Genomic DNA, 26,058 nt, shown 5'->3' with positions numbered 1-26,058 from the left:
GCTCCCCTCGGTAGGTCGTCCCTCCGGCACTGCGCATCCGGGTCCGCCTCGGGCCGGCCGTCATGGGACGAGGCTGCGCAGTGTCAGCCCGAGCCCTAGGACGACGACGGTCGCGGAGGTCCCTATCGGCATCATGCCGCCCGGAAGCCGCAGCCGCGTGGCCGGAATGCGCCGCATGAGGGCGCGTCCGGAACCGACGACCAGCAGCCCCACCGCCACCAGGGCGGCGGCCAGGCCGAGCCCGTAGGCGAGGACGAGCACGACCCCGAACCACGCCCGCCCGATCGCGGCACCGCCGACCAGCACCACCACCGCGGACGGGCTCGGGACCATGCCACCCGCCAGCCCCATCAGCACGATCCCGCCGCGCCGCGACGTCCCATGCCCGTGCGCCTCTCCGTGCCCGTGCCCATGCCCGTGGCCGTGCCCGTGCCCATGCCCGTGGCCGTGCCCGTGCTCATGTCCGTGCCCATGCCCATGTCCATGCCCGTGTTCGTGGCCGGGGGAGTGGCGGCGGTTGCGCAGGGCGCGGCGCAGCAGCACGGCCCCCGCCGCCGTCACGAGGACGCCGCCGGCCGCGCCGAGCCAGGGGAACACCGCCTCGGGCGCGAGCAGCGACCCGGTCGTCACGAGCAGGCCGAGCGCGAGCACCCCGGCGGTGTGGGTGAGCGTGACGGTGAGGCCGAGCGCGAGGACGTCCCGCGTCCGCCGCCGGCCGTCCCCGATCGCGTGCGCCGCCATGATCGTCTTTCCGTGGCCGGGGGCGAGCGCGTGCAGCGCGCCGAGCAGCAGCGCGATCAGGAAGGCGAGCGCGGCGAACCCGGGCGTGAGGTCGTGCCGGGCGACCAGGGACGTGAACCGCTGGGTGAGCCCGTCCGCGCCGCGCGGCAGCAGCCGCTCCGCGCCGCCGGACGCCCCGCCACCGGACGCCCCGCCACCGGACGCCCCGTCACCGGACGCCCCGTCACCGGACGCCCCGTCACCGAGTGCGGGGTCGGCGAGCGGCGGCCCGCCCGGCCGCACGGTGAGCGCCGCCGACCGCTGGTCGAGCGGGGAGGCGAGCATGTCCTCCGGGTAGGCGGTGAGCCGCCGGCTGCGGGACGACGCCGGCACGTCGGACGCGGACAGCGTCATCCGGTCGCCCCGCGCGGTGATCTCCCGCCAGCCGATCCTGTCGTCCGCGCCGCCGTCCCGGAAGGAGATCGTCCCGGCCCCGGCCGGGGCGGCGATCCGGCATTCGAGCCGCAGCGTCGGCAACCCCGCCTGCCCGCGCGGCGCCGTGGCGGACGCGGACCGGACGGCCGCCGTGACGGCACGTCCGTCCACCGTGACACGGAAGGACGACGCGACCCGCCGGCAGGACTTGGCCGCCCAGGCCGACAGCTCGGCGGTGGACGGGCGCCCGTCACCGTCGGAGTCCACTTCCGGCATGGCCTGCGTCGCAGGGATTTCCGCGAGGTCCTCGACATGGTCGATGCGCAGTTCGTGGGGGGCCACGACGAGACCGTCGTAGTGGTTGACGGTGAAGTTGCCGAGCGGGTGCGCGGCGAGCAGCCCGGCGGCGACCGCGAGCGCGATCATGATGCTCCTCCGAGGTCGTCCAGTGCCGCCTTGGCGCGGGGCGCCCACAGGGGCGAGAACCGCGGATTGCGGCGCAGCGACTCGGCCAGGTCGTTCCGCGCGGCGGCGCGCTCGCCGAGGGCCTTCTCGATGACGCCGAGATGGAAGCGGAACTGTGCGCGCCGGTATCCGGTCGCCGTCGCCTGGCGGGCGTAGCGGAGCGCCTCCTCGTCCCGGCCGTTGACGTGCAGGGCCCAGGCGAGCGCGTCCGCCGCATGGACGCTGCACTGCCGGACGCCCGCGCCCGGGCAGCGCCGCTCGTACTCGGCGCGCGCCGCGCGCAGCGCCTCCTCCGGATCGCCGTGGTCGTTCCCGAACAGCGCGATCTCAAGGTCGGCGTCGACGCCGTTGGCCCTGGCGATCCGCGCCCACGCCGTCGCGACCGCGTACTGCCGTTTCGCCTCGTCCCGGCGTCCGGCCGACTCCAGCAGCTCCCCGTACTCGGTCAGGTACTGCGGCAGCGGCAGCCGGCGGACGATCTCCGCCCGGTCGGTGAGCGCGCCCCCGATGTCGTCCCGCGCGGCCCGGACGCGGGCGCGCCCGTCCAGGGCGGGCACGTACCCGGGCGAGACGCGCAGCGCCTCGGCGTATTCGCGGCCCGCCCGCCCGAGGTCGCCGTCGTTCCAGGCGAGCTCGCCGAGCTGGACCGCGATGTAGGCGAGGTCGCCGCGCTCGGTGGCGGAGTCCCGCGCCAGCTTCAGGACGCGGCGCGCCTCGGCCGCCTCGCCGCGCAGCTCCCGCACGTACGCGAGCCGCGTGAAGATCGGGATGCCCGGACGGACGGCGTCGGCGCGCCGGGCGGCGGAGAGGGCCTCGCCGGAGCGGCCCAGCTCGACCAGCGCGTCCACCCGGACGGCGGCGGCCCGCTGGCCGTGCGGGTTCGCCCTGAGCGACCGGTCCGCGTACCGGAGCGCCCCGTGGAAGTCGTGCCGCGCCGCGGCGAGCGCGCCCAGCCCGGCCTGCGCGTCGTCGTTTCCGGGCGCCTCCCGCAGCGAACGCCGCAGCACTTCGTCGGCCTTCGGGTAGTAGGTCGGGTCCGCCGTCACCCGGGCCTGCTCGATGTAGGCGGCACCGAGGGACGCCCAGCCGGCCGCGTCATGCGGCTGCTCGCGAAGCCGTGCCTGGAGCCCGGCGATGCCGGAGGCCGGGGGACCGGCCGGGCCGGCCGCGGCGGTGGACCCGGACGGGCGGCCGAAGGCGACCGCCGATCCGAGCGTGAGCGCCGCGGCCAGCCCGGCGGCGAGAGCCCCGGTGAGGAGGGGACGCATCGGTTCAGCGCCGTCCCATCGCCGGACGCCGGCGCCGCCACCACAGCAGCCCGCCGGTCAGCACGAACGCCGCGGCGCCCGACAGCGCCGCCACCGGCAGCACGGAGAGCACCCCGGAGCCGTCGCCGTCCGACCCGGACGCCTTCTCGACCGCGCCCGCGTTGAGGAAGTTCACCCGCCCGCCGTCGTCCGCCGTGCCGGAGGCATTCCCCCCGGGCTTCATCGCGCCGCGCACGTCCGACCCCGAACGCGGCTGCGCGACGTACGGGAACGCCTTCTCGAACGCGACGTCGTTGGCGTTGACGGCGTCACCCAGGTCGTTCTTCTTGCCGAGCAGCTCGCCCTCGACGGCCTGCAGCTCGATGTCGACGACGTCGTCGGTGAGCCGCCGCCCGTTCGGGAAGCCGGCCTTGTCGCCGCCGAGCACCCCGAGCCGGTCCGGCTTCCCGGACGGCTTGATCGACGTGTTGAGCCGCAGCAGCTCGGCGGGCCGGACGCGCGCCGGCTGGTTCAGCCCCGGCACGCCGGTCAGGAACGCCTGGACGAGGTCCTGGCGCGGCCCCGGCGGCGCCGGGATCTTGTAGATCTTCTCGATCAGCTTCGGCAGCTCCGGATCGGTGACGAACCCGGCGAACTGCGCGTCCTGCCATGGCGTGGACGCGTTGAACGTGTCCTTCTTGCCGCGCGGGATGACCACCTCGTTCACCAGCGGGCTCCCGAGCCGCGACACCTGCGCGTACTGGCCGGACGCGGTGAGCCGCGACACCGTCGAGTTCACCCCGATCACGGGGTCGTTCCCCTTCACCAGATGCCGGGTCGGGATCTGCAGCGCGATGGTGTTCACGTTGTAGCCGCTCAGGGTGTCGTTGCCGACCTCCTTCAGGTTCGCCCCGTACAGCAGGTCGAAGACGCGCAGGTCGAGGAAGAACGAGTCGTCGGCCTGCCCGGCGAACGACATCACCCCGTTCCCCGCCGCCCTGATCGCCTGCGACCGCAGCTTCGCGTAGTCCGGCATCGAGGCGCGGCCCACGTTGGACGGTGCGACCGGCACGTTCTCGGCGATCCTGTGGATGCCGCGCACGTTCCCGTCCATCCGCCGGATCAGCGTCAGGTCGTAGGACTGGGTGAAGTTGAGGTCCGGATCGTCGAGGCTTGTCACCGGCCCGGTGTTGTAGAGGAACGTGTTCCCGTTCTTCAGCCGGTCATGGAACTGGAACCGGTAGGTGAGGTCCGGCAGCGAGTCCCCGTCGTTGTCGATGTTCACCTCGTACCGCGCGTCCCGGGCGAACTTGTAGAAGTTGGGCCCGCCCGCCGGGTCCTCGAACGGGATGAAGTTGGCGATCAGCGTTGTCGTGTCCGGCTTGTCCGGGCTGACGAACGCGTACACGTCGGTGTTGTCGTACTGCGGCTGCCCAGAGATGAGCGGCGCCTCGCGGTGGCTGGACGCGGTGCCCGCCCCCGGCGCGAGCCCGGCGAGCCCGCTCGCCAGCAGCACGCCCCCGGCGGCGACCAGCGCGGCGATCCGCGCCCTGGACGTCTGGATGGTCGGCATCGTGAAATCCCCTGCCCGGTCCCGGATGTCCGCCGCGGCGGCGCCGTTCCATCGGCGCTGGGCCAGGTGTGCCGCGGCGCCGGATCGACCGGTCTCCTCGCCATGCCCGCCCCTTCTTCGAGCGGCGGCCCCGTCCTGGTTGGTCGCCGCGGCCTGCTGGCCGGATACGGCCACCGGCGAACCCGGCCCGCTTGACTCTGAGTGAGCACCCACTCAGACTGGAAGAAGGAGGAAGCGCACGGAAGGGAGGAGTCACCGATGACGGTCACGATCCGCAACCCCAGGACGAAATATCCCCGCGCCACGCTGCGCGAACCGGCCCCGTACGGCTACGTCTACGTCGGCGCCACGGTCGACCCGCCCGGCCGGGCCCCGTTCGTGCGGCGAAGCGCGCACCGGCGCGACGTGCTCGCCGCACTGAAGGCGCACGCGTCCCGGCTGGAGGAACTCGACACCGTCGTGAAGGCCACCGTGTACCGGGCGGTGCTGATGCCGCCGGCCCCGGGCGCGCCGCGCTTCGACGCCGTCGTCCTCATCGAGACGACCGCCCCGGAGACGATCGGCGACGTCCGGGCGGCCCCGGAGTACCGGTGGCTCATCGAGGCGGCGGGGGAGACGCGCGTCACGACGCTCCGCAACGTCAGGCGGCTCGGGGACGTCGACAAGAACCGGCAGGGCCTGTTCCTGTTCAACCACTTCAAGGCCGAGGATCCCGCGGTCGCCGCCCGCCTGTGGGAGCACCTCGCCGGCTGGTACGCCGCCGAGACCGGCCTGGACAACTCCACCCTGCTCCAGCCGATCGGGGACGCGCCGTACACCCTGGTCAACCACGCGCGCTGGGACCACGGCCTCGCCCGCTTCGCACTCCACCAGTTCACGAAGCCGAGCTTCCTGACGTTCGTCCGCGCCAACCTGCGGGCCAACGGCATCCAGGCGATGCCCGTCCTCTACAAGCTCGCCTAGGGAACGTCGCAGGGAGCGAGGTCTCCCGCCGAACTCGGCGGGAGACCTCGCCGGGGCGCCCTGCCGCCCTCGCCGTGCAGCGCGATGATCTCGACGTGCTCCGCGATGATCTCGCCGTACTACGCGACGATGAGGAGCGGGTTCTGGAGGAGAGTGGCGAGGCGGTCCAGGAACCTGGCGGCCGTGGCGCCGTCGGTGGCGCGGTGGTCGACCGACAGGGTCATCGCCATGCGCTTGCCCGGGACGACCTCGCCGTCACGGACGACCGGCTCGTCCCGGATCGCGCCCACCGCGAGGATCGCCGCCTCCGGCGGGTTGATCACCGCGGAGAAGGAGTCGACGCCGAACATGCCGAGGTTGCTGACGCTGAACGTGCCGCCGCTCATCTCGTTGAGGGTGAGCTTGCCCTCGCGGGCCTTGCCTGCGAGTTCGCGGCTCTCCTGGCCGATCTGGGAGACGCTCTTGCGGTCGGTGTCCCTGACCACGGGCACGACCAGGCCGTCCTCGACCGCGACCGCGATGCCGACGTTGACGCGCTTGTGGAAGAGCAGGTTCTCCTCGGTGTAGGAGACGTTCACCGCCGGGTGCTCGCGCAGCGCAGTCGAAACCGCCTTCACGATCAGGTCGTTCACGCTGACCTTGGCCGGGGCGAGCGCCTCGTTCAGCGTCTTGCGGAACGCCAGCAGCGCCTCGGCGTCCACCTCGCGGTTCAGGTAGAAGTGCGGCGCGTCGCGCTTGCTCTCGGTCAGCCGCTTGGCCGCGACCTTGCGGAAGCGGTTCAGCGGGACGGCCTCGACGTCCTGGTCCTCCGCACGCGCCCGGACGGGCGGGGCCGCAGGCGCGGCGGCCGCCGGTGCGGGAGCGGCCGGTGCGGGAGCGGCCGGGGCCTCGGCCCGGGCCCCGCCGCGGACCGCGGCCTCGATGTCGGCGCGGACGATGCGTCCGCCCGGACCCGACCCGCTCAGCGTCGCCAGGTCGATGCCGTGGTCGCGGGCCAGCCGCCGCGCCAGCGGCGACGACGGCGGACGCGACGCCGCGGAGCGCTCCGGGGCCCGTGCGGGCGCCTCGGCGGCCGCCGGCTCCGCCTCGGCCTCCGCCTTGGGCGCGGGTTCCGGCACGGTTTCCGGCTCCGCCTCGGCGGCCGGTTCCGTGGCCGGTTCCGTGGCCGGTTCCGTGGCGGGTTCCGCCGCCGGTTTCGCGGCCGCCGCCTGCCCGGCGCCGCCCGCCGGGGTGATCACCGCGATGGGCGCGCCGATCGCGGCGGACTCGCCCTCCGGCACCAGGATCTTCTCGAGCACGCCGGCCTCGTAGGCCTCGTACTCCATGACCGCCTTGTCGGTCTCGATGTCGACGATGACGTCGCCGACCGCGACCTCGTCCCCCGGCTGCTTCTGCCAGGAGCTGATGACGCCCTCCTCCATCGTGTCGGAGAGGCGCGGCATGAGGATCTCGGTCATGAGGTGGGCTCCAGCGATTCGGGCGACCGCAGCCGAGCTTCGGTGGAGTGAGGATCGCGCTGCGGGGGTCTGGGGGGCGTCCCCCAGTCGGACAGGGCACGGCCGGTCGCGCGGAGCGTGTCGCGGACGGCGGTGAGCAGGGACTCGGCGGACGGCAGCGCCGCCGACTCCAGGGACTTGGCGTAGGGGAGCGGCACCTCGGCCATCGCGACGCGGCGGACCGGGGCGTCCAGCCAGTCGAACGCGCCCTCCTGGATCGTCGCGGCGATCTCGGCGCCGATGCCGTAGGTGAGCCAGTCGTCCTCGGCGACGACCGCGCAGCCGGTCTTGCGGACGGACTCCACGACGGTCCGCCGGTCCAGCGGGCGGAGGCTGCGCAGGTCGACGACCTCGGCGGACACGCCCTCGGCGGCGAGCTTCTCGGCGACCTCGCCGGCGACGCGCGCCATCCGGGAGTAGCCGATGATCGTGATGTCGGTGCCCTCCCGGGTGACGCCGGCGCGGCCGATCTCGGCGGGCTCGATGTCCTCGATCGCGGCGGGGATCTCGGCCTTGGTGTTGTAGAGGGCGAGGTTCTCCAGGAACAGCACCGGGTCGTCGTCGCGGATGGCGGCCTTCAGCATCGCCGACGCCTCCGCGGGCGTGCTCGGCGCGAGGACCTTCAGCCCGGGGATGAACGAGTAGAACAGCTCGACGTTCTGCGAGTGCGTGGCGCCGAGCTGCTGGCCGCCGCCGCCCGGGGTGCGGATCACCATCGGGACGCTGGCCTGCCCGCCGAACATGCCGTAGATCTTGGCGGCGTGGTTGACGATCTGGTCGAGCGCGAGCAGCGAGAAGTTGATCGTCATGATCTCGACGACCGGGCGGAGCCCGAGCATCGCGGCGCCGATCGCGGCGCCGACGAAGCCCTCCTCGGCGATCGGGGTGTCGCGGACGCGGCGCGGCCCGAACTCCTTCAGCAGACCTTCGGTGATCTTGTAGGAGCCCTCGAAGAGCCCGATCTCCTCGCCCATCAGCAGGACGTTCTCGTCCCGCAGCATCTCGGCGCGGAGCGTGTCCCGGAGGGCCTGGCGATAGGTCACGGTTGCCATGGGGGTGCCTCTCAGGAACCGAATACGGGGTCGGCGGGGAACCGGCGCAGCTCGCCTTCGACCGGGGTCGCGTAGGTGTAGTCGAACAGCGTGGAGATCTCGGGCGCGGGGCTCTCGTCGGCGAACGCGGCGGCCTCGTCGATCTCGGCCGTCACCTCGGCGTCGATGCGGTCGCGCTCCTCGCGGGAGAGGACCCCGGCCTCCTCCAGGTCCAGCGCCATCCTGGCGAGGGGATCGGCCGCCTTCAGGGCGTCCTTCTCCTCCTTGGTCCGGTAGCGGGCCGGGTCGACGACCGAGTGCCCCTTCAACCGGGGGCTGACCGTCTCCAGGAGGTACGGCCTGCTCTCCTTGCGGGCGCGCTCGACGGCGGTGCGCGCGGCGTCCCGGACCGCGACCACGTCGGTCCCGTCGACGCGGGCGCTCTCGATCCGGTAGGCGGCGCCGCGCTTGTACAGCTCGGGCTCGGCGGCGGACTTCTCCACGGTGGTGCCCATACCCAGGCCGTTGTTGATCACAACGAAGACGACGGGGAGATCCCACAGGCCCGCGAGGTTCAGCGACTCGTGGAACGCGCCGATCGCGGCCGTCCCGTCGCCCATCTGGCACATGACGACCTCGTCCCCGCCCCGGTAGGAGACGGCGAGCGCCGCGCCGGTCGCGAGGGGGAGCTGCCCGCCGACGATGCCGTACCCGCCGAGCAGCCGAGCCTCGGCGTCGAACAGGTGCATCGACCCGCCCCAGCCCTTGGACACGCCGGTGGACCGCCCGTACAGCTCGGCCATCACGCGGTCGGCGCCGATGCCCTTGGCGATGGCGTAGCCGTGATCGCGGTAGTTGGTGAAGAGGTAGTCGGTGGGACGCAGCGCGGCCGTCAGACCGACGACCGTGGCCTCCTCGCCGAGGTTCAGGTGGCAGTACCCGCCGATCTTGGCCTCGGTGTAGGCGCGCGCGGCGCGCTCCTCGAACCGCCTGATCAGCAGCATCCGCCGGTAGTAGCCGACGAGCGTCTCGGCGTCCTCCGCCGGGACGGACCCTTTCGGCGGCGACGCGGCGGCCTCGGGCTCGGAGTCCTCGGCGCCGCGGGCCCTCCGGTCTCGCGCCGGAGCGGCCTTGGCGGTCTCAGCCATCGGCGACCTTCCTGTGTCCGGGGTGGCGCCGTAGGATCGCCACGACACACCCGATCATCATTGATCTATGATCGATCATATTGCACGCGGTCAGGATTCGCCTACCCCATCGCGAGGTGCTTACCCATCGTGGCGCTACGATCGAGTTTCGTGAAAACGCCCGCCCAGCTGCTGCGCACCGGACTCGCCGACCAGATCCGGGAGTTCATCGTGGAGGGCATCAGCTCGGGCCGCTGGGAGCCGGGCGAGCGCATCGTCGAGCGCCGGATCGCCGCCGAGCTCGGGGTCAGCCAGGGGCCGGTCCGCGAGGCGCTCCGCCAGCTGGAGGCGGAGCGGCTGATCGAGTCGCTGCCGAACCGCGGCGCCCGCGTCCGCGACTTCACCGAGCGCGACCTCGCCGAGATCTTCCCCGTCCGGGCCGGGCTGGAGCGGACGGCCGTGGAGCTGGCGCTGCCCCGCCTCGCCGGCTGCGTGGACGCCCTGGAGGGCCACAACGGCCGGCTGATCGAGGCCGTGCGGGACGGCGACCTGCAGCAGCAGATGCGGCTCAGCATCGCCTTCCACCGCGAGATCGTCGAGACGGCCGGGAACCGGCTGCTCGTCTCGGTGTGGGAGGGCCTCGGCATCGAGCTGTGGACGACCCTGTCCCTGCGCCTGCACCAGACGGAGATCTACTCCAAGTCGGCCGAGCACGCGGAGCTGATCGAGGCGTTCCGCCGCGGCGACCCCGAGGCGCCGCAGCTCCTGCACGACCACGTCATGAACTACGCGCCCGCGTGACGGACCGCACCACGTCATGACCCCCGGCGGGAAATCACGGTTCGTCTCGTCGATCGGGAACCATGAACCGAGGGCTGGACGTTCTCGACACAGGGCCGCCGGCGACAGTCCAGGATCTGGGCCGACCGGGTCACGCGGCGCTCGGTGTGGGGGTGTCGGGCGCCGCGTGACCCGGTTTCTCCCCGCCTCGCCGGCCGCGCGTTCGGCAGGCCCGCAGAGCCGCAGCGATCGAGGTCGCGCTGGGCGGGCTCCGGGTCCGCCGCCGGGGTGGCGCCGGAAAGGACCGAACATGACCGCACCCCTCGACCCGGGCGCCCTCAGCCCGGACCAGGCCAGAGCGCTGTTCCGGGCCGGCCTCCGCGTCCCCACCTCCGGCTGGTGCGCGGGCTGGACGCAGGCGAACCTCATCAGCGTGCCGCGCGAGGACGCCTACGACCTGCTGCTGTTCGCCCAGCGCAACCCCAAGCCCTGCCCCGTCCTCGACGTCACCGAACCCGGCGAGACGTCCGCCGCGCTGTTCGCCGGCGACCTGCGCACCGACCTGCCCGGCTACGTCGTCTACGAGCACGGCGAGCCGGTCGCCGAGGCGACGGACGTCACCGGACACTGGCGCGCCGACCTCGTCTCGTTCCTGCTCGGATGCAGCTTCACCTTCGAGGACGCGCTCCGCGAGGCCGGCGTCCCCGTCCGGCACATCGAGCAGGACCGGAACGTCCCCATGTACCGGACGAACCGGATGTGCCGCCGCGCCGGCGCGTTCGGTGGACCGCTCGTGGTGTCGATGCGTCCGATCCCGGCCGCGCAGGTCGCGGACGCCGTGCGGGTGACGGCCCGGTACCCGTCCGTCCACGGCGCCCCCGTGCACGTGGGAGATCCCGTGGAACTCGGCATCGACGACCTGGACGCGCCCGACTTCGGCGACCCGGTCGAGATCCGGGTGGACGAGATCCCCGTGTTCTGGGCGTGCGGCGTGACCCCGCAGGCGGCGGTGATGGCGTCCCGTCCGAAGTTCGCCATCGGCCACGCCCCCGGCCACATGGCGATCACCGACGCGCGTGACTCCCACTACCTCGTGCCCTGACTCCCGGTCCCGGCATAGGCTGCGGGCATGCCCGAGATCGTCGCCCCGGGCGACCGCCTGGGGGACCGCTACCGCCTGGAGCGCCCGCTCGGCACCGGAGGCATGGCGACCGTCTGGCGCGCGGTCGACCTCGTGCTCGACCGCGCCGTGGCCGTCAAGGTGCCCAAGGAGGGCTGGCCCGAGGAGTACACGAGGCGGCTCCGCCAGGAGGCCAAGGCCGCCGCGGGGCTCAACCACCCGAGCATCACGGGCGTCTACGACTACGGCGAGCAGGGCTCCGTCCCGTACGTGGTCATGGAGCTGCTGGAGGGGGAGAGCCTGGCGGCGCGCCTGTCCCGTGGGCCAATGCCCTGGCGGGAGGCGGCGGGGATCTGCGCGCGCGTCGCCGACGCCCTTTCCGCCGCCCACGCCGCCGGGATCGTCCACCGCGACATCAAGCCCGCGAACGTCTTCCTCACCCCCGTCGGCGCGAAGGTCCTGGATTTCGGCATCGCGTTCACCGGCCCGTCCACGCCAGGCGGCCCCCTCCTCGGCACGCCCGCCTACGTCGCCCCCGAACTCGTGGCGGGCACGCCGCCGACCTCGGCGGCCGACATCTACTCGCTGGGCGTGATGCTGGAGAAGTCCCTGGCCGGCGCCTCGGCGATCCCGGCCCAGGTCGCCGCCCTCTCCCGCGACTGCCGGCATGAAGACCCCGAAGCCCGGCCCACGGCCCGCGAGGCGGCGCGCGTGCTCGCGGGCGCCGCCGGCTTCCAGGCGGCCCCGACCCGCGGTGTTCCGGCCGGGGAGGGCCGCTGGACGCCGGACGTCCCGCGGGACGGGCACCAGCCGACGCGGGTCCTGGACGAGCCGCCTCCCCCCGCCGCCCCCCTGCCGGTGCCGGTGCGCAAGCCGCTGGTCGTCGCCGGTGCCGCGGTCGGCGCGGTGGTGCTCGCGGGCGTGCTGCTGAGCGCCCTGGCGCCCGATTCGTCCCACGAGACGGCCGCGCCGCCGTTGGCGAGCCCGGCGCGGACGGAGCCCGCCGCGTCCGCCTGCTCGGTGTCCTACCAGGTGGACGGGACGTGGCCGCAGGGCTTCCAGGCGACGGTGCGGATCACGAACCTGGGCGACGGCGAGATCGAGGGGTGGCGGCTCGGCTTCGAGTTCCCGGACGGCCAGGCGATCACCCAGCTGTGGAACGGCAGCCAGGTGCAGGACGGATCGTCCGTCACGGTGACGGCGGCGGACTGGAACCGGTCGATCCCGCCGCACGGCACGGCCGAGTTCGGCTTCCTCGGCCGCCAGGACGGCGCCAACGGCGTGCCCGGCCGGTTCACCCTGAACGGCGGCACCTGCGGCGGCTGATCAGCCTGAGGAAGATGCGGCTTCCTGATCCGTCACCCGGCGGCGGCCAGACTCCGCAACGATCGAAGAGCCTCGGCCGCCGTCTCCGACGCCCCCGTGTAGAAGATCGCCCATTGGTCGCGCGCCGGATCGTGCAAGGCGTCGCACTCAAGGTCGAGCCACCCGACCACCGGATGCCGGATCCGCTTGCGCGTCGAGCGCCTGACCTGGACGTCGCCCCCGTCCCACAACTCCCGGAACTCGGTGCTCGCGGCCAGCAGCCGCTCGATCAGCCCGCGAACGCCGGGATCGCACGGATACCGGCCCGCCACCGTGCGCAGATCGGCGACCGTCTCCCGCGCGAACCGCCGCGCATCCGCGGGATCGACACGGTCGCGAGATTCCGGCCGGGTGAAGAACCGCCAGACGACGTTACGCTCGCCCTCCGGCGCCAACGCGAAGTCTCCCAGCAGCGCAGCGGCCATGGGGTTCCACGCAAGAACGTCGTACTTGGCGTCGCACACGAGCGCGGGAGCATCGTCCAGCCGCTCCAGCAGATGCAGCAGCCCCGGCCGTACCTCCCGCGCCGGCGTGGGCGACGGCCTCGGCACCTCGCCCGCCAGGTAGTGCAGATGCGCCCGCTCGTCATCGGTCAACCGCAGCGCCCGCCCGAGCGCGACGAGCATCTGCCGCGACGGCCGGGGCCCCCGCCCTTGCTCAAGCCGGGCGTAGTAGTCCACCGACATGCCCGCGAGTTGCGCGACCTCCTGCCGCCGCAGCCCGGGCGTCCGCCGGCGCCCCCGCTCCAGCCCGACATCCGAAGGCTGGATCCGTGCGCGCCACCGCCGCAGGAAGGCGGCCAACTCGGCCCGGTCCCCGTACTCCACCCGTCCAGTCTCCCCGCCCGGCGCCGCCTCCACCATGGCACTGCCGATACCAGCTTCGACGGTGCTCTCCCGCATCCCGAAGCGCAGGACCAAGGTGGCCCCATGACCACCAAGAAGATCGTTCTGATCACCGGCGCCAACAAGGGCATCGGCCTGGCAACGGCCACCGCGCTCGCCGAAGACGGCCACACCGTGCTCCTCGGAGCTCGCGACCCCGAACGCGGAAGGACCGCCGCCGCCGGCCTGACCGACCAAGGCATGGACGCCCGCTTCGTCCACCTGGACGTGACGGATCCCGCGACGATCACATCCGCGGCCGAACTGATCGAAGCCGACCACGGACGCCTGGACGTCCTCGTCAACAACGCCGCCATCACCCGAGACCGGCTGCGCCCGCCCAGCGAGGTGCCGGTGGCCGCCGTCCGCGAGGTCTACGAGACCAACGTCTTCGGCGTCATAGCCGTCACCAATGCCATGCTCTCGCTCCTGCGCAGGTCGGAGTCCGGGTACATCGGCAACGTCTCCAGCGGTCTCGGCACCTTCGCCTTTCTGAGCGACCCCGCCGAGGTACTCACCCAGTACGCGACGCTGCTCGGCTACAACTCGTCCAAAGCGGCCCTGAATGCCATAACCCTCATCTACGCCGACGCACTCCGCGACTCGGGCATCAGGGTCAACGCACTCTCCCCGGGCTTCTGCGCAACCGATCTCAACGGCCACGCGGGTGTCCTCACGGCAACCGAAGGCGGAGTTCACATCGCGCGCCAGATCTCAGCTCCCGAAACCGGCGTATTCCTCAACGAGAACGGCGGCACCTACCCATGGTGATCGAGGACCGGTTCGCCGCCCGCGAGCCGGTCTCGGGGCCGCACGTTCCGTGCGGGAAACCACAGGGCGCGGTTAATTTGTGGTCAAGTCGCGCTGCGCAAATGGGCAGACCTCGTTTAAGTGTGCAACGGTGGCCCGGTCGGGACTTGATCTGCCCTTGTTTGTGGCAGTGTGTGGCGCCTAATGGCTGGATGCGACAGGGCGCCGACCACGATGTGACGTCCCGGTAGGTCCATTGCCGCAGATCGCGGCGGACGAATTCAGGAGGAACACATGCACATGTCGCGTGCCCGTTTCCGGTGGGCGGCCGCGCTGGCGGGGATGGCGGTCCTCGCGCCGGCCGCGCCCGCGCAGGCGGCCGGCCCGACCGGCTTCTACATGTTCACGGTGACGCCGGAGAGCGGTCCCGTCACCGCCAAGAGCCTCTTCTGCGACCCGGACGGCGGGATGCCCGAGGCCGCCCGGGCCTGTGACCAGCTCGAATCCGTCGACGGGGAGGTCGGGAACATCCCGCCGAAGACGGCGCCCTGCACGCAGGAGCACGCGCCGGTCCAGGTGAGCGCGCACGGCAACTGGCGCGGCAACCCCCGGGAGTTCGAGCGGACGTTCCCGAACCGCTGCGTCGCCGCGCGCGACACCGGCGGAATCCTTTTCAGCGAGTAGCCCGGGCCGCGGGCCGCCGTCACAGGGAAGCGTGGGTGCTGCCCGGCGGCCCGCGCGAAAAGGAGGCGTCAATGCCCGCTGCGACCGGGCCCGATGTGCTGGTCGCCTACGAGCGCACCGGAGGATTCGCCGGAATTCGGAAACGGGTGACCGTCGGCAATTCGGGAACGGCGCTCGTCGACGGCGACAAGATCACGTTGAAGGACGATGAAATGCGCGGCCTGCGGGACGCGCTCGACCGCGTCGTCACGACGGAGTCGTCGGAGGAGGGGTGTCTGGTGGCGGATCATTTCACCTACACCCTCGCCTATGCCGGGCACCGGGCGACGCGCTGCTGGCTGCCGTCGGACTGGCGTGCGGCGGTGGAGCGGCTGGAGGCGCTGACCAGGCGGTGAAGGAGTCGCCGCCCTCAGGTGCGGGTGCGGGCGTGCAGTTCGCGCACGGTCGCTTCGAGGGCGGCGACCGGGCCGTCCACCGGGACGCCCGGCGCGACCTCCTGGATCGGGAGCGGCGCGACGGGGCCGGGCGCGACGCCGAGTTCGGCGCGCAGCGCGACCAGCTGCCGGGACGACATGATGTAGACGATGCGGCCGAGCCCGACCCATCCGTGCGCGGCCGAGCACATCGGGCAGTGCTCGCCGGACGTGAAGACGGTCGCCGCCGCGCGCTCCTCCGCCGTCATGTTCGCCGCCGCCCACCGGGCGATCTCGAACTCGGGGTGGCGGGTGTGGTCGCCGCCCGCGGTGCGGTTCCGGTCCTCGAACAGGACCTTCCCGGACGCGGCGACCAGCACCGACCCGAACGGCTCGTCTCCCTCTTCCAGCGCCTCGGCGGCGAGTTCGGCGCAGCGGGACAGGTGGACCAGTTCGTCGGCGGACGGTTCGTAACCCATCCGATGATCGTAGATCAGGCGGATTCGCGCAGCACCAGGTGCGGCCGCAGGATGACCACGGGGTCGTCGACGGTCTCGCCGCGGATCCGGGACACCAGCAGCCGCGCCATCTCGACGCCCATCTCCTCCGGGGACTGGTGGACGGTGCTGAGCGGCGGGTCGGCGAGCGGCGCGGCGGAGGAGTCGTCGAACCCGATCACCGCGACGTCGTCCGGGATGCGCCGCCCGCGCCGGTGCAGGACGCGCAGCGCGCCGAACGCCATCGGGTCGCTCGCCGCGAACACCGCGTCCAGTTCCGGCTCGGTGGCCAGCAGCTTCTCGGCGGCGGCGATCGCGCTGGCCTCGCCGAAGTCGCCGTACTCGACGTACTCGGGCAGCCCCGCGGCGGCGAGCGCCTCCCGGTAGCCGGCCAGCCGGTCGATGCCGACCCCCATGTCCTGGGGGCCGGCGATCGCCGCGATGTGCCGCCGGCCCCCGGAGATCAGGTGGCTGACGGCCTCGCGGGCCCCCCGGCGGTTGTCGACGTCGACGTAGCTGACCGGCGCCAGGCCGGGCGGGCAGCCGCCGAGGACGGTCGGCACGCCGTTGGCCTCCAGCTTCGCGGGCAGCGGGTCCTCGGCGTGCAGGGAGGTGAGGAGCACCCCGTCCACGTGCTGGGTGGTGAGGTACTCCTCCAGCCGGCCGTACTCGGCGGGGGAGCGGGCGAGGGCGAGCAGGAGCTGCAGCCCGGTGTCGCCGAGCCCGTTGCTGATCCCGCGGATGATCCCGGCGAAGTACGGCTCGCCGAACAGCCGCTGGTCCGACTCGGCGACGACGAGCGCCACGGTGTCGGTGCGGCGGGTGACGAGCGCGCGGGCCGCGCGGTTCGGCACGTACCCGAGCTCCTCGATCGCCCGCAGCACCGCCTCGCGGGCCTGCGGGCTGACCCGCGGCGAACCGTTGACCACCCGCGACACCGTGCCGCGGCCCACCCCGGCCCGCGCCGCCACCTCTTCCAACGTCGGACGCGCGCTCCTGCCCGCCATCCGGCCCCCTTCGTCCGTACCGTCCACCGTCCCCCGGGTCAGGCCCGTCCGGGCAGCCCGCCCCGCCGGATCACCCCGGCGTACCAGCGCGCGCTGTCCTTGGGCACCCGGCGCTGCGTGGCGTAGTCGACGTGGACGAGCCCGAAGCGCTTGGAATAGCCCCAAGCCCATTCGAAATTATCCAGCAGCGACCAGGTGAAGTAACCGCCGAGCGGGACGCCTTCGGCGATGGCTTCGTGGCAGGCGCGCAGGTGCGCGTCCAGATAGGCGATGCGCTCCACGTCCTGGACCGTGCCATTTCCGTCCGGGGTCTCGTCGTATCCCGCGCCGTTCTCGGTGATGTACAGCGGGAGGGACGGGTACTCGCGGTGCAGCCGGGTCAGCACCTCGTGAAGGCCGCGCTCGTCGATCTCCCAGCCCATCCCGGTGACGGGACGCCCCGCCGGGACGAACCGGACATGGTCGCTGCCCACCCAGGGGGAGTGGGTGGAGAACGGCGACGACGCGGTCTGCGTCGCCTCGCCGGGGGTGCCGGCGACGGTGTGCCGCGAGTAGTAGTTGATGCCGAGCTGGTCGATCCGCTGGTTGATGACGGCGAGGTCGGCGTCCTGCGGGTCGAACCCGTAGCGGGAGGTGTCGGCGAGGACGTCGTCGGGGTAGCGGCCGAGCAGCAGCGGGTCGAGGAACAGCCGGTTCTGCAGGCCGTCGATGCGGCGCGCGGCGTCCACGTCGGCGGGGTCGTCCGTCGCGGGCGACACCGCGTACAGGTTGACGGCGGCTCCGAACGCGTTGTCCGGTATGTGCGCCCGCATGGCCTCGACGGCGAGGCCGTGGCCGAGCATCAGATGGTGCGCGGCCATCAGCGACGCGGCGGCGTCCCGGCGGCCGGGCGCGTGCTCCCCGGACGCGTAGCCGAGGAACGCCGCGCACCACGGCTCGTTCACCGTCGTCCAGTGGCGGACGCGGTCGCCGAGCGCGGCGTGCACGTGCGCGGCGTACTCGGCGAACCGGTGCGCGGTCTCCCGCTCGGGCCAGCCGCCCTTGTCCTCCAGCGGCTGGGGGAGGTCCCAGTGGTAGAGGGTCGGCCAGGGCTCGATGCCGGCCTCCAGCAGCGTGTCGACCAGCCGCCGGTAGAAGTCGAGGCCCTCGGGGTTGAAGGCGCCGGCCCCGGTCGGCTGCACCCGGGGCCAGGAGATCGAGAACCGGTACGAGGTCAGGCCGAGGTCGGACATGAGCGCCACGTCCTCGCGGAACCGGTGGTAGTGGTCCACGGCGACGTCGCCGTTCTCGCCGTTGAGCACTTTGCCCGGCGTGCGGCAGAAGGTGTCCCAGATGGACGGCCCGCGCCCGTCCTCCCCGGCGGCTCCCTCGATCTGGTAGGCGGCGGTGGCGGCCCCCCAGCGGAACCCGGCCGGGAAAGGCGCGGCGGGAGCCGCGCTGGTGTCGTCCTGTAGGGAGGTCACGCCTTCACAGCACCTTCCATGATTCCGCCGATGATCTGGCGGCCGAAAATGATGAACACGACGAGGAGCGGCAGGATGGCCACGCTGGTGCCGGCGAACATGAGCGTGTAGTCCTTGAAATACGCGTTCGCCAGGTTGTTGATGGACAACTGCACCGTCGGGTTGTCGGGATTCAGCACCGCGAGCGGCCACATGAACTCGTTCCAGGTCTGCATGAACGTGAACAGGCCGAGAACGCCGGCGGCGGGACGCAGTGCGGGCAGCACGACGCGCCAGTAGATGCCGAACGTGGTGCACCCGTCGACGCGGGCCGCCTCGATCAGCTCGTCCGGGACGGCCTGGTCGGCGTACTGCCGCATCATGAACACGCCGAACCCGGTGACGAGGAACGGCACGATGACCGCCTGCAGATGGTTCTGCCAGCCCAGCTTCACCATGATCATGTAGAGCGGGATGATGCCCATCTGCACCGGGATCATCATCGTCGCGATGATGGTGAGCAGCAGCCCGTTCTTGCCGCGGAAGCGCAGCTTGGCGAACGCGAAGCCGGCCAGCGAGGCGAAGAATACCGTGGAGACCGTCACCGCGGCGGAGGCGAGCGCGGAGTTCAGCAGGCCCTTGGCGAAGTAGGCCTCGGGGTTGTCGAACAGCCGGCCGACGTTGTCGGCTCCGTGCCCGCCGGGCAGCAGCGGCGGCGGGACGTCGGCGACCACGCTGTTGGTGCGGGTCGCGACGATGATCATCCAGTAGATCGGGAAGATCGACAGTGCCAGCGCGGCGATCAGCGTGAGGTAGGTCAGCGGGCTCGCGTTCCACATGCCGCGGAACCGGCCGTGCCGCGCGGCCTGCCGTGCTCCGCCGTTCGGGGTGCCCGGCCTGCCGCCGGGCCCTGCGAGGAGCGTGGTCACTTGGTGCCTCCCGTGCGCCGCACGGCCAGGAAGTTGATCAGGGAGAACACGATGATCATCACGAACAGCGCCCAGGCGACGGTCGCGCCGTAGCCGTACCGGTCATGGCCGAACGCGTTGTCGTACATGTACATCGTGATCGTCTGGAACTGGTGCATCGGGCCGCCGTCCATCTTGTTCGGCGTGCCGACGCTGAACAGGACGGGCTCGGTGAACAGCTGCAGCCCGCCGATCGTCGAGATGATCACCGTGAAGATGATCGTGGGCCGCAGCATCGGCACCGTGATCTGCCAGAACTGCCGGATCCGGGAGGCGCCGTCGATGGCGGCGGCCTCGTACAGGTCCTTCGGGATCGCCTGCATGGCGGCCAGGTAGATGAGCGCGTTGTAGCCGGTCCAGCGCCAGTCGACCATCATCGCGATGGCGACCCAGGACCAGCCGCGGCTGCTCGACCAGTGGATCGGGTCGACGCCGAACAGCCCGATCACCCAGTTGATCATGCCCCAGTTGGTGTCGAACATCTGGGTGAACACGATCGCGACGGCGGCGGTCGAGGTGACCAGCGGGGCGACCATGCCGATCCGGAACAGCGTGGGCAGCCGCATCCGCCGGTTCAGCGCGTTGGCGATCAGCAGCGCGACCAGCAGCTGCGGGATCGTCGAGACGGCGAAGATGCCGATGGTGTTGACCGTCGCGTGCCAGAAGTCGGCGTCGGTCAGCAGGTAGTCGTAGTTGTCGAGCCCGACGAACTCGCGCGTCCCGGACGCCAGCTCCCAGTCGTGCAGGGAGACCCAGAGCGTGTAGCCGAGCGGGAACGCGCCGAAGATCAGGAAGACGATGTAGAACGGCGAGATGAAGGCATAGGGCGCGCCCTTCACATCGAGCCGGGCCAGCCGGGTCCGCCAGGTGCGGGTGGCGCCCGGGCGGGTCTTCGCCGGTGGAGGCGGCGGCGGTGGGCCGTTCCGGCTGGGGCGCAGGTCGGTGGTCATCGTCGTGCGCCTCCTTTCCGAGGACGGGACGAGGGGGAGATGGGAACGGCGGCGGCGCCGGCGGGGAGGTAACGGCGCGGCGCCGCCGCCGTGGTCACGGGTCGCCGGGGATTACCTGGCGGCCTTCTTGGCCTCGTCCACGGACTTCGCCCAGGCGTCGGCCGGCTTCTGCCTGCCCTGGCCCACGGAGATCAGGACGTTCTCCACCGCGGCGCGGACGTCCTCGTTCTTCGGCCCGAGGTGGACGGGCTTCACGCCGGCCGCCAGCTCACCGAAGATCTGGCCGACCGGGGCGTCGCCGAAGTAGGCGCTCTTCGCTCCGGCGACCGCCGGGTCCTGTGCGGCCTGCGGCGAGGACGGGAAGACGTTCGCGGCCTTGTACGCCGCCACCTGGCCCTCCGGGGAGGTCAGGAACTTGGCCAGCTCGGCGGCGGCCTTCGCGTGCTTGGTCTGCTTGGGGACGGCGAGCCACGAGCCGCCCCAGTAGCCGGCGCCGCCCGGGGTCTTGGCGACGTCCCACTTGCCCTTGCCGAAGTCGCCGGAGAACTCCTCGATGCCCCCGAGCATCCAGGACGGGCACGGCAGGGCGGCGAAGGTGTTCCGCTTGAGGGCGGTCTGCCACGGCGGGGTGAAGATCGACATGTCCGCGGTGAGCTTGTTCTCCGCGAACTTCAGCGACGTGTCGAACGCCTGCTTGACGGCCGGGTTGCTGTCGTAGGCGAGGTTGTTGCTCTTGTCGAAGAAGCTGTAGCCGGGGCCGGCGCCGGCGTTCTGCAGGACGGTGGCGCGGAAGACGGCGGTCGGCCCGTCCAGCCACTTGGTGCCGGGCACCTTCTGCTGGAACTTCTGCCCGGTCGCGAGGAACTCGTCCCACGTCGCCCAGAGCTGGCCGACCTTCTCCCGGTCGGTGGGCAGGCCCGCCTTCTTGAAGAGGTCCTTGCGGTAGCACATGGCGAGCGGGCCGATGTCGGTGCCGAGGCCGACGAGCTGCTTGCCGTCGGCGGTGAGGCCCATCTGCCACTTCCACGGCAGGAAGTTCTTCTCCAGGTCCTTGCCGCCGTAGTCGAACAGGTTGAGGAACTTCGCCTGCTGCTGCATGTACAGGGGGAGGATGCCCTCCTCCAGCATGACGACGTCGCCGGCGCCGCTTCCGGTGGCCATCCACTGCTGGATGCGCGGCTTGTACTCGTCCAGCGTGGAGACCTTGCGCTGCTTGATCTTGACGTTGGGGTGCGACTGCTCGTACTGCTTGTAGAGCGCGTCGTAGCCCGGCTCGCCGAAGACGTCGACGGTCAGCTCGACCGGCCCGCTGTCCGAGCCGCCGTCGCCGTCGCCGTCGTCCCCGCCGCACGCGACGGACAGGCTGCCGACGAGTACCGCCGCCATCGCCGTACTCAGTCCGCGCCGCATGATGGCCCTCATGGCGGACCCCTCTCAGGTTGTTTCTTGCACCGTGTGGGAGCGCTCCCACGAAGGAAAGACCGGGACCCGGCTCACTGTCAATGCGCCGAAACATAACCGTTACAACAACCTGGCCGCGGGACAGGTGCCGTCAGGACCTGTCCGACCGCCCGGTCAGTGTACGGTCAAGCCCTCCCGGCCGGCGGCTCAGCCCTCCTTGACGGGGGACAGCCGGGCCGCCGCCGGGGCCGGGGCGGTGGAGCGCCGGACGACGAGTTCCGGCCGGTAGAGCAGCTCCGTGCGGGGCGCGCGGGCCCCGCGGATCTCGTCCAGAACGGTGCTCACCGCCGCCATCGACATCTCCCGCACCGACTGCCGGATGGTGGTCAGCGGAGGGTCGAGGTAGGCGGTCAGGAGCGAGTCGTCCATGCCGGTCACGGAGACGTCCTCGGGCACCTGGAGGCCGCGCGAGCGGGCGGCGCGGATCGCGCCGAGCGCCATGATGTCGTTGCCGCCGCAGATCGCCGTGCAGCCGGCGTCGAGCAGCTTGGCCGCCGCGGCCTGCCCGCCCTCGACCGTGTACATGGTGTTGACGATCAGCTCGTCCACCTCGTCCGGGGCGAGGTCGGTGTGCGCCGCCATGCCGCGCCGGAACCCCTCGGTCTTGCGCCGCGTCGGCACGTACACGTCCTGGCCGATCGCCAGCCCGATCCGCCGGTGGCCCATTGCGGCCAGATGCGCGACGATCGCCTCCAGCGACGCCACGTCGTCGTTCGAGACGAACGGCGCGTCGATGTCGGGCCGGTGCCCGTTCACCAGGACGATCGGGAGCGCCTGCTCCAGCAGCCGCGCGTAGCGGGCCCGGTCGGAGCCCGCGTTGGCGTGCAGGCCGTTGACGAAGATGATCCCCGCGACGCCGCGCTCCAGCAGCATCTCGATGTAGTCGTCCTCGGCGACGCCGCCCGGAGCCTGCGAGCACAGCACCGCCATGTACCCGTGCCGGGCCAGCGCGCTCTCGATGACCTCGGCGAACGCCGGGAAGATCGGGTTGGTCAGCTCGGGGATGATCAGCCCGATCAGCCCGGCCCGCTGCTGGCGCAGCCGGGCCGGGCGCTCGTAGCCGAGCACGTCCAGGGCGGTCAGCACCGCCTGGCGCGTGGTCGGGGACACGCCCGGCTTGCCGTTGAGCACGCGGCTCACGGTCGCCTCGCTCACCCCGGCGTGTGCCGCGATGTCCGCCAGGCGCGTCGTCATGGGTTTCAAGTTAGCCCTCCTCGCCGTCCCACCACAGAGCGGTGTCCGGGGGTAGCTCCGCGTGGCCGTCCGCCGTGTGGACCGGTCCGCTCGCGAGGAGCGGTGTTCCCCGCACGGGAAGACGGACCGGGCGGCCGCCCGTGTTCACCGCGCACGCGAGCCGCCTTCCCCCGTTCTCCCGCACGAAGACAAGTGTGCCGGGTGGACCCGACTCCCAGCGCAGTTCGCCGTCGCCGAGCGCCGGATGCTCGCGGCGGACGCGCAGCGCCTCGTGGTAGAGGGCCAGCATGGAGCCGGGGTCGGCGCTCTGCGCTGCGACGGTCAGGTCGCGCCACGCGGTGGGGATCGGGAGCCAGGACGCGGCGCCCGCGCCGAAGCCGAACGGCGGCTGCTCCCCCTCCCACGGCAGCGGGACGCGGCAGCCGTCGCGGCCGGCGCCCGCGCCGCGCAGCCGCTGCGGGTCCTGCTGGAACTCCTCCGGCAGGTCGAGCACCTCCGGCAGGCCCAGCTCCTCGCCCTGGTAGAGGTAGGACGAGCCGGGCAGCGCGAGCGTCAGCAGCGCCGCCGCGCGGGCCCGCCGGAGCCCTCGCTCACCGTCGCCGTACCGGGTGACGTGCCGTTTCACGTCGTGGTTCGACAGCACCCACGTCGCGGGCGCGCCGACCGCGGCGGCGGTGCGGAGCGACTCGTCGATGACCTCCCGGAGCCCGTCGGCGTTCCAGGGGGCGGTCAGGTAGTGGAAGTTGAACGCCTGGTGCAGTTCGTCCGGACGGGTGTAGTCGGCGAGCCGCTGCGGCGTCGGCGCCCACGCCTCGGCGACGGCGATCCGTTCGCCGTCGTAGGAGTCGAGCAGCCGCCGCCATTCGCGGTGGATGTCGTGCACGGAATCCTGGTCGAAGTACGGCAGGACGGCCGTGCCGAGCATTTCGACCTGGTTCGTGTGGCCGACGTCCGGCAGCCCTGGGGCCTTGGCCATTCCGTGGGCGACGTCGATGCGGAAGCCGTCCACGCCGAGGTCGAGCCAGAACTTCAGGATGTCCGCGAACTCGGCGTGGACCTCGGGGTTCTCCCAGTTCAGGTCGGGTTGTGCGGACGCGAACAGGTGCAGGTACCACTGGCCGTCCGGGACCCGGGTCCAGGCGGGGCCGCCGAAGACCGACTCCCAGTCGTTCGGGGGCTGCGCGCCGTCCGGGCCCCGTCCGTCCCGGAAGATGTAGCGGGCGCGTTCGGCGGAGCCGGGGGCGGCGGCGAGCGCGGCCTGGAACCAGGCGTGCCGGTCGGACGTGTGGTTGGGCACGACGTCGACGATGATCCGCAGGCCGTGGCCGTGCGCGTCGGCGATCAGGTCGCGGGCGTCGGCGAGCGTGCCGAACAGCGGGTCGACGTCGCGGTAGTCGGCCACGTCGTAGCCGAAGTCGGCCATGGGGGAGACGTAGAACGGGGTCAGCCAGAGCGCGTCCACGCCGAGGCCGGCGAGGTAGGGCAGCCGGGACCTGATGCCGGGCAGGTCGCCGACGCCGTCTCCGCCCGAGTCGGCGAAGCTGCGCACGTACACCTGGTAGATGACGGCGTCGCGCCACCAGCGGGTGCCCGCCTCCGCGCGGGAGGCGCTTGCGAGCAGGGCGTCCTGGGTCATGAACATCCTTCGGATCGGGAGCGGTCAGGGCTACTTGACACCGCCGGCGGTGAGCCCGGCGACGATCCGGCGCTGGAAGACCAGCACCACGGCGATGAGCGGGACGGTCACGATCACCCCGGCCGCCATCTGGGTGCCGAACGGCTGGTCGAACCCGGAGACGCCGGTGAACTTGGAGATCGCGACCGTGGCGGTCTGCATCTCCTTCTTGTTGACCATGGACAGCGCGATGAGGAACTCGTTCCACGCGGCGATGAAGGTCAGGATCGCCGTGGTGAACACCCCCGGCGCCGCCAGCGGGACGATGATCTTGCGGAAGGCCTGGCCGCGGGTGCAGCCGTCCACCATCGCGGCCTGCTCCAGCTCGAACGGCAGCTGCCGGAAGAACGCCGTGAGCAGCCATACCGACAGCGGCAGCGCGAACCCGAGGCTGGGCAGCACCATCGCCTGGTAGGTGTTGATCCACTTGATCTCCGTGAAGAGCTTCAGCAAGGGGACGAGCTGCGAGATTCCCGGGAACATCGTGCTCGCGATGATCAGCCCGAGCACGGCGTTCTTGAACCGGAAGTCGAGCCTGGCCAGCGCGTACGCGGTGAAGGTGCCGATCAGCAGGGTCAGCACGGTGGTGCAGCCCGCCACGATCACGCTGTTCAGCAGGGCGCGCCCGAACCCGTTGTCGCCGGAGAAGACCGCGGAGAAGTTCTCCCACGACCACCGGGCCGGGACGATCGAGTTGTCGAACTGGTCCTGCGGGCGGCGGAACGCCGAGATCGTCATCCAGTAGAACGGCGCGAGGCAGTAGAGCGCCACCGCCGCGAACCCGAGAGAGGACAGCAGGCGCTTCGGCCGGGTCATGCCGCCTTCTTCCGCTCGCGTCCCGCCTGCCGGCGGGCCTCGCCGATGATGTCGGCGCCGAGCAGCCGCACGAACAGGTACGCGATCAGCGCGATGTACAGGAACAGGACGGTCGCGTACGCCGCGGCCGACCCGTACCGCAGGTTGGACGCCTCGAACCAGGCGATCATCGTCAGCGTCTCCACCGACCTCTGGTTGACGCCGATCAGCACGGCGGGCAGGTCGAACATGCGCAGCACGTCGAGCATGCGGAACAGGACGGCGACCAGCAGCGCGGGCTTGACCAGCGGCAGCGTGATCCGCCAGAACTGCTGGAGGGGGCCGGCGCCGTCCACCCGGGCCGCCTCGTAGACGTCCCGGGGGATCATCTGCAGCCCGGCGAGGACGAGCAGCCCGATGAACGGGGAGGTCTTCCACACCTCGGCGACGACGATGGCGACCTTGGCGGCGAACCCGTCGGCGGTCCACAGGATCTGCCGCCCCAGCACCGCGTTCGCGGCGCCGTCCGCCTGGAAGATCCAGCGCCACAGCAGGCCGGAGATCGCGGTCGGGATCGCCCACGGGACGAGGATGCCGGCGCGCACGATCGCGCGCCCCCGGAACGCCTGGTGCATGATCAGCGCCATCGCGACGCCGATCAGCGTCTCCAGCACGACGGTCGTCAGCGTGAAGAACGTGGTGTTGGAGAAGGCGTTCCAGAACGCGTCGGCGCGGTCGCCCTGGAAGATCGCGGTGTAGTTGTCCAGGCCCACGAACCGGTCGCCCTCCACGACGAAGCCCTGGGCGTCCAGTCCCTCGCCGCGCGCGTACAGCGACTCGCGGAACCCGGCGAGGACGGGGTACCCGATGACCAGCGCGAGGACGAGCAGCGTCGGCGACAGCAGCAGCGCCGCGAGCCGCCTCGTCCCCTGCACGTCGCGCCCGTGCCCGCGGGGCGCGCCCGCCGCGGGGGTGCCCGCGGCGGACGGCGTCCCGTTCCGGACGGTGGTCATGCC

General features: G+C 72.1%; 23 protein-coding genes and 1 pseudogene. 7 read left to right on the top strand and 17 right to left on the bottom strand.

Annotated features, from left to right (window positions below; translation table 11 throughout):
• Positions 1 to 60: 60 nt before the first annotated feature.
• The 3 genes from SM418_RS04905 to SM418_RS04895 are packed head-to-tail and all read right to left on the bottom strand — an operon-like array spanning position 61 to position 4,440.
• Positions 61 to 1,581: a High-affinity nickel-transporter gene (locus tag SM418_RS04905; RefSeq protein WP_371939353.1), complete on the bottom strand. Its 1,521-nt coding sequence runs from the start codon at positions 1,579 to 1,581 to the stop codon at positions 61 to 63.
• Positions 1,578 to 2,888, bottom strand: coding sequence for a tetratricopeptide repeat protein (locus SM418_RS04900; RefSeq protein WP_371939351.1), 1,311 nt, complete (start codon positions 2,886 to 2,888; stop codon positions 1,578 to 1,580). Before SM418_RS04900 ends, SM418_RS04905 begins: the two co-directional genes overlap by 4 nt.
• A gap of 4 nt (positions 2,889 to 2,892) precedes the next feature.
• Positions 2,893 to 4,440: a DUF4331 domain-containing protein gene (locus SM418_RS04895; RefSeq protein ID WP_371939350.1), complete on the bottom strand. Its 1,548-nt coding sequence runs from the start codon at positions 4,438 to 4,440 to the stop codon at positions 2,893 to 2,895.
• A gap of 258 nt (positions 4,441 to 4,698) precedes the next feature.
• Between SM418_RS04895 and SM418_RS04890 the strand changes: the two genes are divergently transcribed.
• Positions 4,699 to 5,403: a hypothetical protein gene (locus SM418_RS04890; RefSeq protein ID WP_371939349.1), complete on the top strand. Its 705-nt coding sequence runs from the start codon at positions 4,699 to 4,701 to the stop codon at positions 5,401 to 5,403.
• Positions 5,404 to 5,522: 119 nt separating this feature from the next.
• Here the strand turns inward: SM418_RS04890 and SM418_RS04885 are convergent, their stop codons facing one another.
• From SM418_RS04885 to pdhA, 3 genes and pseudogenes are all read right to left on the bottom strand, one after another.
• Positions 5,523 to 6,860 (bottom strand): dihydrolipoamide acetyltransferase family protein, encoded by a 1,338-nt coding sequence (locus tag SM418_RS04885; RefSeq protein ID WP_371939347.1) that lies wholly within the window; start codon positions 6,858 to 6,860, stop codon positions 5,523 to 5,525.
• 98 nt (positions 6,861 to 6,958) lie between these two features.
• Positions 6,959 to 7,951, bottom strand: a pseudogene (locus SM418_RS04880) (alpha-ketoacid dehydrogenase subunit beta); the annotation flags it as partial.
• Between the two features lie 11 nt (positions 7,952 to 7,962).
• Positions 7,963 to 9,078 carry a pyruvate dehydrogenase (acetyl-transferring) E1 component subunit alpha gene (pdhA, locus tag SM418_RS04875; protein WP_371939346.1) on the bottom strand — a complete coding sequence of 372 codons (1,116 nt, stop codon included), beginning with the start codon at positions 9,076 to 9,078 and terminating at the stop codon, positions 7,963 to 7,965.
• Positions 9,079 to 9,228: 150 nt separating this feature from the next.
• Between pdhA and SM418_RS04870 the strand changes: the two genes are divergently transcribed.
• From SM418_RS04870 to SM418_RS04860, 3 genes are all read left to right on the top strand, one after another.
• A complete protein-coding gene (locus tag SM418_RS04870; protein WP_371939344.1) occupies positions 9,229 to 9,858 on the top strand; it encodes a GntR family transcriptional regulator in 630 nt (209 codons plus the stop codon).
• Positions 9,859 to 10,147: 289 nt separating this feature from the next.
• Positions 10,148 to 10,939: a putative hydro-lyase gene (locus SM418_RS04865; protein WP_371939343.1), complete on the top strand. Its 792-nt coding sequence runs from the start codon at positions 10,148 to 10,150 to the stop codon at positions 10,937 to 10,939.
• 27 nt (positions 10,940 to 10,966) lie between these two features.
• Positions 10,967 to 12,283: a protein kinase domain-containing protein gene (locus tag SM418_RS04860; RefSeq protein ID WP_371939342.1), complete on the top strand. Its 1,317-nt coding sequence runs from the start codon at positions 10,967 to 10,969 to the stop codon at positions 12,281 to 12,283.
• 32 nt (positions 12,284 to 12,315) lie between these two features.
• Here SM418_RS04860 and SM418_RS04855 read toward each other — a convergent pair whose 3' ends face one another.
• The gene (locus tag SM418_RS04855; RefSeq protein WP_371939341.1) at positions 12,316 to 13,242 is read right to left on the bottom strand and encodes a helix-turn-helix transcriptional regulator; all 927 of its coding nucleotides are present in this window, start codon (positions 13,240 to 13,242) and stop codon (positions 12,316 to 12,318) included.
• Positions 13,243 to 13,251: 9 nt separating this feature from the next.
• On the opposite strand from SM418_RS04855, the gene SM418_RS04850 reads away from it, so the two are divergent.
• From SM418_RS04850 to SM418_RS04840, 3 genes are all read left to right on the top strand, one after another.
• Positions 13,252 to 13,977, top strand: coding sequence for an SDR family NAD(P)-dependent oxidoreductase (locus SM418_RS04850; RefSeq protein WP_371939340.1), 726 nt, complete (start codon positions 13,252 to 13,254; stop codon positions 13,975 to 13,977).
• Between the two features lie 273 nt (positions 13,978 to 14,250).
• Entirely contained in the window at positions 14,251 to 14,640 is a 390-nt protein-coding gene (locus tag SM418_RS04845) for an SSI family serine proteinase inhibitor (RefSeq protein WP_371939339.1), read from the top strand.
• A 71-nt stretch (positions 14,641 to 14,711) separates the two neighbouring features.
• Complete coding sequence (locus SM418_RS04840; RefSeq protein WP_371939338.1) at positions 14,712 to 15,035, top strand: hypothetical protein; 324 nt, start codon at positions 14,712 to 14,714, stop codon at positions 15,033 to 15,035.
• A gap of 14 nt (positions 15,036 to 15,049) precedes the next feature.
• Here SM418_RS04840 and SM418_RS04835 read toward each other — a convergent pair whose 3' ends face one another.
• The 10 genes from SM418_RS04835 to SM418_RS04790 form a co-directional block, all read right to left on the bottom strand.
• Positions 15,050 to 15,532, bottom strand: coding sequence for a nucleoside deaminase (locus SM418_RS04835; RefSeq protein WP_371939337.1), 483 nt, complete (start codon positions 15,530 to 15,532; stop codon positions 15,050 to 15,052).
• A 14-nt stretch (positions 15,533 to 15,546) separates the two neighbouring features.
• On the bottom strand, positions 15,547 to 16,557 hold the full coding sequence (locus tag SM418_RS04830; protein ID WP_371939335.1) for a LacI family DNA-binding transcriptional regulator: 1,011 nt from the start codon (positions 16,555 to 16,557) through the stop codon (positions 15,547 to 15,549).
• Positions 16,558 to 16,595: 38 nt separating this feature from the next.
• Positions 16,596 to 18,020 carry a GH1 family beta-glucosidase gene (locus tag SM418_RS04825; RefSeq protein ID WP_371939334.1) on the bottom strand — a complete coding sequence of 475 codons (1,425 nt, stop codon included), beginning with the start codon at positions 18,018 to 18,020 and terminating at the stop codon, positions 16,596 to 16,598.
• Complete coding sequence (locus SM418_RS04820; RefSeq protein WP_371939665.1) at positions 18,017 to 18,838, bottom strand: carbohydrate ABC transporter permease; 822 nt, start codon at positions 18,836 to 18,838, stop codon at positions 18,017 to 18,019. Before SM418_RS04820 ends, SM418_RS04825 begins: the two co-directional genes overlap by 4 nt.
• A gap of 86 nt (positions 18,839 to 18,924) precedes the next feature.
• Positions 18,925 to 19,917 (bottom strand): carbohydrate ABC transporter permease, encoded by a 993-nt coding sequence (locus tag SM418_RS04815; RefSeq protein ID WP_371939333.1) that lies wholly within the window; start codon positions 19,915 to 19,917, stop codon positions 18,925 to 18,927.
• 111 nt (positions 19,918 to 20,028) lie between these two features.
• Positions 20,029 to 21,339, bottom strand: coding sequence for an ABC transporter substrate-binding protein (locus SM418_RS04810; protein WP_371939331.1), 1,311 nt, complete (start codon positions 21,337 to 21,339; stop codon positions 20,029 to 20,031).
• Positions 21,340 to 21,525: 186 nt separating this feature from the next.
• Entirely contained in the window at positions 21,526 to 22,572 is a 1,047-nt protein-coding gene (locus SM418_RS04805; protein ID WP_371939329.1) for a LacI family DNA-binding transcriptional regulator, read from the bottom strand.
• 10 nt (positions 22,573 to 22,582) lie between these two features.
• Positions 22,583 to 24,208, bottom strand: coding sequence for a glycoside hydrolase family 13 protein (locus tag SM418_RS04800; protein ID WP_371939327.1), 1,626 nt, complete (start codon positions 24,206 to 24,208; stop codon positions 22,583 to 22,585).
• A 30-nt stretch (positions 24,209 to 24,238) separates the two neighbouring features.
• Positions 24,239 to 25,063, bottom strand: a complete 825-nt coding sequence (locus SM418_RS04795; RefSeq protein WP_371939326.1) for a carbohydrate ABC transporter permease — start codon at positions 25,061 to 25,063, stop codon at positions 24,239 to 24,241.
• Complete coding sequence (locus SM418_RS04790; RefSeq protein WP_371939325.1) at positions 25,060 to 26,055, bottom strand: carbohydrate ABC transporter permease; 996 nt, start codon at positions 26,053 to 26,055, stop codon at positions 25,060 to 25,062. The genes SM418_RS04795 and SM418_RS04790 overlap by 4 nt, the downstream gene beginning before the upstream one ends.
• Positions 26,056 to 26,058: the final 3 nt, after the last annotated feature.

This window comes from Actinomadura chokoriensis (genome assembly GCF_041463665.1).
In the GTDB taxonomy this organism is placed as follows: Bacteria; Actinomycetota; Actinomycetes; order Streptosporangiales; family Streptosporangiaceae; genus Spirillospora; species Spirillospora chokoriensis_A.
Note: the sequence above shows the minus strand (reverse complement) of the source record. Positions and strands in the feature narration are given on the sequence as shown.